Annotated in this window: 10 protein-coding genes; 8 read left to right on the top strand and 2 right to left on the bottom strand. The window is 59.9% G+C overall.

What is annotated here, in order from left to right; translation table 11 throughout:
• The first annotated feature begins 963 nt into the window (after window positions 1-963).
• The 3 genes from ASC85_RS23280 to ASC85_RS23270 all read left to right on the top strand — a co-directional run bounded on the left by ASC85_RS23280 (window position 964) and on the right by ASC85_RS23270 (window position 2062).
• Window positions 964-1347 carry a DUF6124 family protein gene (locus tag ASC85_RS23280; RefSeq protein WP_057451563.1) on the top strand — a complete coding sequence of 128 codons (384 nt, stop codon included), beginning with the start codon at window positions 964-966 and terminating at the stop codon, window positions 1345-1347.
• A 134-nt stretch (window positions 1348-1481) separates the two neighbouring features.
• Window positions 1482-1727 carry a hypothetical protein gene (locus ASC85_RS23275; protein WP_057451562.1) on the top strand — a complete coding sequence of 82 codons (246 nt, stop codon included), beginning with the start codon at window positions 1482-1484 and terminating at the stop codon, window positions 1725-1727.
• Window positions 1728-1807: 80 nt separating this feature from the next.
• A complete protein-coding gene (locus ASC85_RS23270; RefSeq protein ID WP_057451561.1) occupies window positions 1808-2062 on the top strand; it encodes a hypothetical protein in 255 nt (84 codons plus the stop codon).
• Window positions 2063-2218: 156 nt separating this feature from the next.
• On the opposite strand, the gene ASC85_RS23265 is transcribed toward ASC85_RS23270, so the two are convergent.
• Window positions 2219-2935 carry an SIMPL domain-containing protein gene (locus ASC85_RS23265; protein WP_057451560.1) on the bottom strand — a complete coding sequence of 239 codons (717 nt, stop codon included), beginning with the start codon at window positions 2933-2935 and terminating at the stop codon, window positions 2219-2221.
• A gap of 379 nt (window positions 2936-3314) precedes the next feature.
• Between ASC85_RS23265 and ASC85_RS23260 the strand changes: the two genes are divergently transcribed.
• From ASC85_RS23260 to ASC85_RS23245, 4 genes are all read left to right on the top strand, one after another.
• A complete protein-coding gene (locus tag ASC85_RS23260; protein ID WP_057451559.1) occupies window positions 3315-4574 on the top strand; it encodes an ATP-binding protein in 1260 nt (419 codons plus the stop codon).
• Window positions 4571-5131: a response regulator transcription factor gene (locus ASC85_RS23255; protein ID WP_003177957.1), complete on the top strand. Its 561-nt coding sequence runs from the start codon at window positions 4571-4573 to the stop codon at window positions 5129-5131. Before ASC85_RS23260 ends, ASC85_RS23255 begins: the two co-directional genes overlap by 4 nt.
• A 96-nt stretch (window positions 5132-5227) precedes the next feature.
• The gene (locus ASC85_RS23250; protein WP_057451558.1) at window positions 5228-6955 is read left to right on the top strand and encodes an ABC transporter ATP-binding protein/permease; all 1728 of its coding nucleotides are present in this window, start codon (window positions 5228-5230) and stop codon (window positions 6953-6955) included.
• Between the two features lie 276 nt (window positions 6956-7231).
• On the top strand, window positions 7232-7978 hold the full coding sequence (locus ASC85_RS23245; protein WP_057451557.1) for a FadR/GntR family transcriptional regulator: 747 nt from the start codon (window positions 7232-7234) through the stop codon (window positions 7976-7978).
• Window positions 7979-8153: 175 nt separating this feature from the next.
• On the opposite strand, the gene ASC85_RS23240 is transcribed toward ASC85_RS23245, so the two are convergent.
• Window positions 8154-8510, bottom strand: a complete 357-nt coding sequence (locus ASC85_RS23240; RefSeq protein ID WP_057451556.1) for a hypothetical protein — start codon at window positions 8508-8510, stop codon at window positions 8154-8156.
• A 368-nt stretch (window positions 8511-8878) separates the two neighbouring features.
• Between ASC85_RS23240 and kdgD the strand changes: the two genes are divergently transcribed.
• On the top strand, window positions 8879-9790 hold the full coding sequence (kdgD, locus tag ASC85_RS23235) for a 5-dehydro-4-deoxyglucarate dehydratase (protein ID WP_003177964.1): 912 nt from the start codon (window positions 8879-8881) through the stop codon (window positions 9788-9790).
• The last annotated feature ends 120 nt before the right edge of the window (window positions 9791-9910 follow it).

The raw sequence follows: 9910 nt of genomic DNA, 5'->3' as shown, positions 1-9910 counted from the left end.
CCGCCGCGAAGGGCCATCCATGGCCCAGCGCGGCTATCCCGGCATCCATGCCGGGATGCCCACTCCACAATGCCTGCGTTCGGCCATCGTGGTTAACGGGGCGCTCGAGATCAACGTCCGCCCCGAGGCGGCCTAGTAGCCGACCTGGCTCTCCTGGTCGTACACCTGTCAGATCTGTTTGAGCAGGACCTGTGGGAGCAAAGCTTGCTCGCGAGGCGGCCTTACAGCCGACCTGTTTCTTCGGCTGTCCCCAATCCAAATTGTGGGAGCGAGCTTGCTCGCGATGAAGCCAGTAAGCTCAACATCCATGTGACTGAACAACCGCCATCGCGAGCAAGCTTTGCTCCCACAGGAGAAACGCGGTCTCACCAAGAGTCAGGTCGGCTACTAGGCCGCCTCGTGGCGGACGTTGATCTCGGCGCCCCGTTAACCACGATGGCCGAACGCAGGCATTGATCCGTGGGCACCTCGGCATGGATGCCGAGGTAGCCGCGCGGGGCCATGGATGGCCCTTCGCGGCGGCCCACGGAGCAATGCCGGAGAGAGGGCATGCCGAGCCTAAGCGAGGCACCGAGTGGTGGGGCATGAGCGTTTTGCTTACTTTTGCGCTTCTCAAAAGTGAGCCGCCGTCAGGGCGGAACCATTAGTCGCCGTCACCAAAAAAACGGATATACACACAACGCTGAAAAGGGCCGCTTCGCAGCCCAGCGGGAGCAAGCTCCCTCGCCACGGGGTTTGCAGCGCCAGGAAGTGTGATGGGTCATTCATTTTTGTAGGAAGGATCACCGGCCCCGAAACGAAACATCCCACAGCTTTTTAGGGTTGCCGCTCGGAAGTGGGCTCTCTAACCTTTTTCCTGTCGCTGCAAAACAGCGGCCGGGAGTGGGAACCCGAAATTAATAGGTCGTAAGCCTCACGACCATAACGGCAAGTGATGGCTCCAATTTCATCAGGAGCATGCACATGAACGAAGGAAAGACTGAACCGAACTTCAACAGAACAAATCCATTGGCGGATTTCGACTCCATCGAAGACCTACTCAAAGACCGCGCCGCTGCCGAGCGAGCACTAAATCATTACCTCAATCCAAAAAAAACAGAGCCAAGCACCGATCAACGCATCGACAGCCTGTTTTCTGTCACCGCCAAAGCTGACGCCGACACACTACTGACCAGCACCTCCGAAACCCTGGCTTCGATAAAAGCCATGGCCGAGGACCTGGCTTTCGAAGTGGAGGGCACGCGCCGCAGCGTGGCGCTGGGGATTCATCAGTTGGTGGAGTTGTGCCAGTTGCTGGTGGACAAGGCGTTGGATCAGCTTGAAGCGCCGGCGAGCCCAACACCTTGAGAGCCTCTGTACAGGCATACACCTGACAGATCTGACAGTAGCGACGCTGCGCGTCTGGAGGTAGGTTGAATCCAGGCGCGCTCCTCTCCTGTAGCGATGCCGTAATTACTTAATCCAGTGGAGGAGGTGTAACGATGGCCGCTAAAGAAATTCGCATATCTATCGAAGACCTGGATCGTGACAGTAGCCCTGAGGTCTTGTTTGAATTCTACAGTGGGAAAGAGCTTGAATTTTCAACCTCAGTGTCCTCCTCTTCGAAGAACGGCCGCTACGATAAAGTGGACGTAAAAGGTGATGCTGACGGAGATGGCGATTTTGATGCGCAGGATGATGAGTTGTTCATCCAGCTCGCTAAAGCAGCCGTTGCCTTGCTGAAATAAAGCCACCACGTTTTGTCATGCATGCGACACGATGACGGAGCAATGGAGTCGTCCCGATTAGGCTCAATGGACGAGGTGTGATGATGGTCGCCGAAGAAATTCGCATAACACTTAAAGATTTCGATGGTGACGCCTCTCCGGAGGTCCGGCTCGAGTTCTATCGTGAGCAGAAGTGTTACCTGGTTACCTTTGTTTCTTCTTCATTGAAGGATGGGGTTTACGACAAGGTAGGCATAAAAACTGACTTGAACGAGGACGGTGTACGCGATGCCAAGGATATTGATTTGCTTACCCGCCTCGCTCAAGCGATTGTGCCGTTGCTAAGGATTGCTTGATAGCAAACGCTGGTTGCCCGTACATGGCACTTTCCATCCGGCACACCGAGGTACCTGGTTTGGGTCTGCTGCGCAGCCCAGCGGGAGCAAGCTCCCTCGTCACGGGAATCTTCGGTGGTTCAGCCAGTCACCGAACGGGCTGAACCCTCGCTAACTTTATTGCATCAACACCTCAACCACCCCATCCGCCGTCATCGTCACCTTGCTGGTGCCCGCTTCAACCTCTGGCGTCACCGACTCAGCATCCATCGACGCCGCTTTCATCATCATCTGCGGGCGCATATACGGTTGTGGATAACCGTTGGTATTGAAGTTCAGGTTGACGATTTTGTAACCCTTGCCGCCCAGGGCGTCGGTGGCCAGTTGGGCGCGGGCCTTGAAGGCGTTGACGGCGTCCTTGAGCAGGGCGTCTTCGCTGCTCTGGCGGGTGGCGGTGGCGATGGCGAAGTCCATGCCGGCCATTTTCATGCCGCCCAGCAGTTCGCCGGTGAGTTTGGACAGGGCGGCGAAGTCGGCGCTTTCCAGGCGCAGTTCGGCGCGCTCACGCCAGCCGGTGATTTTCTGGCCTTTGTTGTCGTAGATCGGGTAGCTGTTGCGGCTGCCCTGGCGCAGATTGATGTCCTTGACCTCTTTGGCCTGGCCGATGGCTTTGTTCAGCGTGGTGCTGACGGCAGCGGCGAGTTTGGCCGGGTCGGTGTTCTGCTCCTCGGTGTAGAGGGTGACGATCATCAGGTCGCGGGCCACTTCCTGGCTGGCTTCGGCGCGCAGGGAAATCTGGTTGTAGTGCAGCTCATCGGCGGCCAGGGCCGGCAGGCTGGCGACGGTGCCGAGGCTGAGGGCGAGCAGGGCGGCGGGGCGACTGAACGTGTGCATGAAAGCTCCTTGGGATGATGCGCAGGGGTGAGGTCCGGGCCTGCGTTAACGTTAAGACTCTAGCTTTTATGGGTGGGTTCGCACAGTTACAACTTCTATACAGATCATGCACGGTGAAAGGCTTTCTTTGGCGAGGGGATTTAGCGAAACGTCGCACCGCCCCGCTGTGGGAGCAAAGCTTGCTCGCGAAAGGGCACCTTCCTCTATGGAAGACCGCAGCGCCTTCATCGCGGGCAAGCCTTGCTCCCACAGTATCCCCTCGCCACAAGGGCACGCAGCGAGGCCGGAAGCTGTGGCGCTTTGCCGCATATCTGCCGCTGCAAGCCGCGCCTTGGTTATACTCCGTGCGATTCGCCTGGAGCGCTCATCAGGAGAGCTCATGCTCGCCCCTTTGCAAATGACATCCGCCTCTCGCCAGAACCTCTGGCGCCTGACATTCATCCGTATCCTGGTCCTGGCGGCCCAGGCCGGCTCGGTGGGGCTCGCCTATTGGTTCGACCTGCTGCCGTTGCCTTGGCTGCAATTGGCGATCACCCTGGTCTGCTCCAGCGTGCTCTGCGCGCTGACAGCGATTCGCCTGCGCACCTCGTGGCCGGTGACCGAGCTCGAATACGCCGTGCAGCTGGCCGGCGACCTGTTTATCCACAGCGCGCTGCTGTATTTCTCCGGCGGTTCCACCAACCCCTTCGTCTCTTATTACCTGGTGCCGCTGACCATCGCCGCGGTAACGTTGCCATGGCGTTTTTCGCTGATCCTGTCTGGTATCGCCCTGGCGCTGTACACCTTGCTGCTGGCGCGGTTCTATCCGCTGGAAACCTTCCCCATCGCCCGGGAAAACCTGCAGATCTACGGCATGTGGCTGAGTTTCGCCCTGGCCGCGGCGGTCATCACGTTTTTTGCCGCGCGCATGGCCGAGGAACTGCGCCGCCAGGAAGAGCTACGGGCGATCCGCCGTGAAGAGGGTCTGCGCGACGAGCAATTGCTGGCCGTGGCAACCCAGGCCGCCGGCGCCGCCCATGAATTGGGTACACCGCTGGCGACCATGAGCGTGCTGCTCAACGAGATGCGCCAGGATCATCACGACCCGGCGTTGCAGGATGACCTCAGCGTGCTGCAGGATCAGGTCAAGCTGTGCAAGGAGACCCTGCAATACCTGGTGCGCGCCGCCGAGGCCAACCGTCGGTTGGCGATCGACATGCTGGACGTCACCGACTGGCTCGATGAGGCGTTGAACCGCTGGCACCTGATGCGCCCGGAAGCCAGTTATCGCTTCCAGCGCCTGGGCCAGGGGCCGGTGCCACGCATGGCACCTCCGCCAGACCTGACCCAGGCGCTGCTGAACCTGCTCAACAATGCCGCCGACGCTTGCCCCGAAGGGCTGGAAGTGGCGTTGGACTGGAATGCCTATGAGCTGACCATCAGTATTCGCGACCACGGCGCCGGTGTGCCGCTGGCGATTGCCGAGCAGATCGGCAAGCCGTTCTATACCACCAAGGGCAAAGGTTTCGGCCTGGGCCTGTTTTTGAGCAAAGCCAGCGTGACACGCGCCGGCGGCTCGGTGAAACTCTACCCCCATGAGGAAGGCGGCACGCTCACCGAGCTGCGCCTGCCCCATGCCGACCGAGGAGACGAAACATGAGTGACGAGATCCAAGTCGACGGCGAAGAGCTGCCGCACCTGTTGCTGGTAGATGACGACGCCACGTTTACCCGCGTCATGGCCCGCGCCATGTCCCGCCGCGGTTTTCGCGTCAGCACCGCAGGTTCTGCCGAAGAAGGCCTGACCATTGCCCAGGCCGACCTGCCGGACTACGCCGCTCTGGACCTGAAAATGGACGGCGATTCGGGCTTGGTACTGCTGCCCAAGCTGCTGGAGCTGGATCCGGAGATGCGCGTGGTGATCCTCACCGGTTATTCGAGCATCGCCACCGCGGTCGAGGCTATCAAGCGCGGTGCCTGCAATTACCTGTGCAAACCGGCGGACGCCGATGATGTACTGGCGGCGCTGTTGTCCGAGCACGCTGACCTCGACACCCTGGTGCCGGAAAACCCCATGTCGGTGGATCGCCTGCAATGGGAGCACATCCAGCGGGTGCTGACCGAGCACGAAGGCAATATCTCCGCCACGGCTCGCGCCTTGGGCATGCACCGGCGGACTTTGCAGCGCAAATTGCAGAAGCGTCCCGTGCGTCGCTGAACCTGCGCTGAACAGGTGTTGTCCACCCTCGCGACACATCGGGCCGTTGCTCTATGATCGGCCCGAGTCTGTTCTTTTCTTTATAGAGCCTTAACCATGAATCAGAACGCTGAATATTCCGCGGTCAATGACGCGGTGCGCGGGCAGTTTTTCCGCCGTGTCTGGCAAATGACCACGCCGTACTGGCGCAGTGAGGAGAAGGGCAAGGCCTGGACGCTGTTGATCGCCGTGATCGCGCTGTCGCTGTTCAGCGTGGCGATCTCGGTGTGGGTCAACAGTTGGTACAAGGATTTCTACAACGCCCTGCAAGAGAAAGACAGCGCGGCGTTCTGGCAGTTGATCCTGTATTTCTGTGGCATCGCCGCGGTGGCGATCCTGGGCGCGGTATACCGCTTGTACCTCACGCAGATGCTCACCATCCGCTGGCGGGCCTGGCTGACGGAGCAGCATTTTGCCCGGTGGCTCAGTGACAAGAACTATTACCGACTGGAGCAGGGCGGTTATACCGATAACCCGGACCAGCGGATTTCCGAAGACCTCAACAGCTTCACCAGCAATACCCTGAGCCTGGGCTTGGGATTGCTGCGCACCGTGGTCAGCCTGGTCTCGTTCTCGATCATTTTGTGGGGCGTGTCAGGCAGCATCGAAGTGTTCGGCTACACCATCCCGGGCTACATGTTCTGGTGCGCGCTGGTGTATGCGGCGGTGGGCAGTTGGCTGACGCACCTGATCGGCCGACGCCTGATCGGTCTGAACAACAACCAGCAACGCTTCGAAGCCGACCTGCGTTTTTCCATGGTACGGGTGCGCGAGAATGCCGAGAGCATTGCGCTGTACAACGGCGAACCGAACGAGAACCGTCGCCTGAGCGGGCGTTTTGGCCTGGTCTGGCACAACTTCTGGGACATCATGCGGGTGTCCAAGCGCCTGACGTTCTTCACCTCCGGCTACGGCCAGATCGCGATCATCTTCCCGTTCATCGTCGCCGCGCCGCGCTACTTCGCCGGCAAGATCCAGTTGGGCGAGCTCATGCAGATCAATTCGGCGTTCGGCAATGTGCAGGAGAACTTCAGCTGGTTCATCAGCGCTTATGCCGACCTCGCCGCGTGGCGCGCCACCTGTGATCGTCTGCTGAGTTTCCGCCAGGCCATGAGCGACAACGAAGGCCGCGTGCCGGCCATCGATGTGCAAAACCAGGGTGATGGGTTGAAGGTTCATCACTTGGGGCTGGACCTGGCCGACGGTCGCCATCTGCTCGATAACGCCGACATGACCGTGGAACCGGGCGAGCGGGTGATGCTCAGTGGCCGTTCGGGCAGTGGTAAATCGACCCTGCTGCGGGCGATGGGGCATTTGTGGCCGGCGGGGCACGGGACGATCCGGCTTCCGGCCGCGCGTTACCTGTTCCTGCCGCAGAAGCCTTATCTACCGATTGGCAGCCTGCGTGAGGTATTGAGTTATCCACAGGCCGGGGATATCTACCCCAACGAACGTTATGCACAGGTACTGGAAACCTGCCGCCTGCCGCACCTGATTGCGCGGCTGGATGAAAGCAACCACTGGCAGCGCATGCTCTCTCCCGGCGAGCAACAACGCCTGGCCTTTGCCCGTGCATTGCTTTATGCGCCGCAATGGTTGTACATGGACGAAGCCACGTCGGCGATGGATGAAGAAGACGAGGCGACGCTGTACCAGGCGCTGATCGACCAGTTGCCGGGCCTGAGCATCGTCAGTGTTGGTCACCGAAGCAGTTTGAAACGTTTCCATCCGCGACATGTGCGTATTGAAAATGGCCAACTCGTGGAGCGCACCGTAACAGCATAAGCACTCAAAACCTGTGGGAGCGAGCTTGCTCGCGATAGCGGTGTATCAGTTGATATTGATGTGGCTGACCCACCGCCATCGCGAGCAAGCTCGCTCCCACAAGGGTTTGCGGTGAACCGGATGTTTATGTCTGCAGCCGCTCCAATGTGGGAGCGAGCCTGCTCGCGATGAGGCCGACTCGGTTTCAGCGCCAGACTCGCTACTTCACCCACAGTGATCGTACAACCACGTTGCGCTATGATGATGCCATTCAGCCGTTTACCGAGACACAACCCCATGGAAACCCCGATCGAAGTACCACGCTTTCCCCGCAAGCGCCGCAGCCTGGCGCAGGAGCTGGTGACGGTGTTGACCGAGCAGATTCGCGACGGCCTGCTCAAGCGTGGCGATAAATTGCCTACCGAGTCGGCGATCATGGAAGCCCATGGCGTCAGCCGTACCGTGGTGCGCGAGGCGATTTCCCGCTTGCAGGCGGCCGGCCAGGTGGAAACCCGCCATGGCATCGGCACTTTCGTGCTGGACACGCCGAGCCCCAGCGGTTTTCGCATCGACCCGGCCACCGTGGTCACCTTGCGTGACGTGCTGGCGATCCTGGAATTGCGCATCAGCCTGGAAGTGGAGTCCGCCGGGCTGGCGGCGCAGCGCCGCAGCGACGAGCAACTGGCCGCCATGCGCGCCGCCCTCGACGCCTTGAACGAAAGCGCCGCCCACGCCAGCGATGCGGTGGCCTCGGACTTCGCCTTCCACCTGGAAATCGCCCTGTCCACCGGCAACCGCTACTTCACCGACATCATGACCCACCTGGGCACCAGCATCATTCCCCGTACCCGAGTGAACTCGGCGCGCCTGGCCCACGATGACCAGCAGCGCTACATGAACCGCCTGAGCCGCGAGCACGAGGAGATCTACGACGCCATCGCCCGCCAGGACTCCGAGGCGGCCCGTGCGGCCATGCGTTTGCACCTGACCAACAGCCGCGAGCGGCTGCGCCAGGCCCATGAAGAGGCGCAGGCGCAGGGCTGAAGGCACTTCGCTGCTCGAGTGGTAAGAATGCTTTGACGAGGAACCTTTTTCCCGTCGGGCTGCGTCGTAGGAGCTGTCGAGTGCAACGAGGCTGCGATCTTGTCCCTGGCAATTGAGTCGCCAGTGAAAGATCAAGATCAAAAGATCGCAGCCTTCGGCAGCTCCTACACGCACCCTACGCCTTGATCCGCAACAGTTGCGGCTCGGACATATCGGGATCCCAGCTCTCGTAGCTAACCTCGTAACGAAGCTCAACCAATTTGTCGAGGTAAGCTGTCAAGTCGGCATTGGTTAGCGTCATTGTCACATCCTTGCATGGCGTACCTTCCTCGCCCTCGGTCAGCGGTGTAAACGCGCCTACCGGAGTTGGAGACGTCGAGCCGACGCCCAGAGTCAGTCGGGCGTTCGAGTACGGGTCGAAAGCTGCATCCGGAATCTTCACGGTCAACGTCTTTACCTTTGACAGGCTGATCGTGACTTCCCCAGTGACTGGAAAATCCTTGAGCGTCGGTTTCGCATAGCTCTTCGCCATGATGTCACTCCCTGTGAGGCATCCCTGATCGTTGCGTACGGGCGACTCACTTAAAAGATTGAAGGACTACAGCCGGGCATGACACGGCCATGCCTGGGTTATGCCCCCTTGCCGTGACGACGCCTACTGACAGAGTTGACAGTGGCGATGAGCGGTACTGGTGCTCGGTCGGCGAGTTTCATCAGTCTTTTCCATCCTGCTCAAAGGCCCGATTTACAAGGTTCTGCGACAAGCGCCTCAACCCCGACACCCGACAAAAGACGAAATGCAGTTGACGTTCATATTTTAAGTTGTACGATGACCTACAACTTCACGTGAAGCTGAACCGTTTCCTACAACACATCATTTGCGTCCAGGGTGTTCGAATAATGAATCCACAAGAACTGAAGTCCATCCTCTCGTCTGGCCTGCTGTCGTTCCCGGTCACCGATTTCACTGCTCAAGGCGATTTCAATCGCGACAGCTACATCAAGCGCCTCGAGTGGCTGGCCCCGTATGGCGCCTCTGCCTTGTTCGCAGCGGGCGGCACCGGTGAGTTCTTCTCCCTGGCCGCCAGCGAGTATTCCCAAGTCATCAAGACCGCCGTCGATACCTGCGCCACCAGCGTGCCAATCCTTGCCGGTGTTGGCGGTGCCACTCGCCAGGCCATCGAATACGCTCAGGAAGCCGAGCGCCTGGGTGCCAAGGGCCTGTTGCTGCTGCCGCATTACCTGACCGAAGCCAGCCAGGACGGCGTTGCCGCCCACGTTGAAGCGGTGTGCAAATCGGTGAAGATCGGCGTGGTGGTGTACAACCGCAACGTCTGCCGCCTGAATGCCACTTTGCTGGAACAACTGGCCGAGCGCTGCCCTAACCTGATCGGCTACAAGGATGGCCTGGGTGATATCGAACTGATGGTGTCGATCCGTCGTCGCCTCGGCGATCGTTTCAGCTACCTGGGCGGCCTGCCGACCGCTGAAGTCTACGCTGCGGCCTACAAGGCCCTGGGCGTGCCGGTCTACTCCTCGGCGGTGTTCAACTTCATTCCGAAAACCGCGATGGATTTCTACCACGCCATTGCCCGCGACGATCACGAGACCGTCGGCAAGATTATCGACGACTTCTTCCTGCCTTACCTGGACATCCGCAACCGCAAGGCCGGTTACGCAGTGAGCATCGTCAAGGCTGGCGCGAAGATCGTGGGCTATGACGCAGGTCCTGTGCGCACGCCGCTGACCGACCTGCTGCCAGAAGAATACGAAGCCCTGGCCGCGCTGATCGACAAGCAAGGCAAGCAGTAACAGACCCGATAAGGCCGCTGAGCAATCAGCGGCTTTTTGCGTAAGGCTCGATCGCTCCCACACTATGCGTGGGAATGCAGCCAGGGACGCTCTGCGTTCCTAGACCGCTTTTGTAGAAGG

The organism is Pseudomonas sp. Root401, from assembly GCF_001425105.1.
Taxonomy (GTDB): domain Bacteria; phylum Pseudomonadota; class Gammaproteobacteria; order Pseudomonadales; family Pseudomonadaceae; genus Aquipseudomonas; species Aquipseudomonas brassicacearum.
This window is presented reverse-complemented; position numbering and strand designations above follow the sequence as displayed.

Excerpts from the sequence above, each read along its gene's own strand:
- ASC85_RS23280 (WP_057451563.1), top strand. The coding sequence starts at position 964 with ATGAACGAAGGAAAGACTGAACCGAACTTCAACAGAACAAATCCATTG.
- ASC85_RS23275 (WP_057451562.1), top strand. The coding sequence starts at position 1,482 with ATGGCCGCTAAAGAAATTCGCATATCTATCGAAGACCTGGATCGTGAC.
- ASC85_RS23270 (WP_057451561.1), top strand. The coding sequence starts at position 1,808 with ATGATGGTCGCCGAAGAAATTCGCATAACACTTAAAGATTTCGATGGT.
- ASC85_RS23265 (WP_057451560.1), bottom strand. The coding sequence starts at position 2,935 with ATGCACACGTTCAGTCGCCCCGCCGCCCTGCTCGCCCTCAGCCTCGGC.
- ASC85_RS23260 (WP_057451559.1), top strand. The coding sequence starts at position 3,315 with ATGCTCGCCCCTTTGCAAATGACATCCGCCTCTCGCCAGAACCTCTGG.
- ASC85_RS23255 (WP_003177957.1), top strand. The coding sequence starts at position 4,571 with ATGAGTGACGAGATCCAAGTCGACGGCGAAGAGCTGCCGCACCTGTTG.
- ASC85_RS23250 (WP_057451558.1), top strand. The coding sequence starts at position 5,228 with ATGAATCAGAACGCTGAATATTCCGCGGTCAATGACGCGGTGCGCGGG.
- ASC85_RS23245 (WP_057451557.1), top strand. The coding sequence starts at position 7,232 with ATGGAAACCCCGATCGAAGTACCACGCTTTCCCCGCAAGCGCCGCAGC.
- ASC85_RS23240 (WP_057451556.1), bottom strand. The coding sequence starts at position 8,510 with ATGGCGAAGAGCTATGCGAAACCGACGCTCAAGGATTTTCCAGTCACT.
- kdgD (WP_003177964.1), top strand. The coding sequence starts at position 8,879 with ATGAATCCACAAGAACTGAAGTCCATCCTCTCGTCTGGCCTGCTGTCG.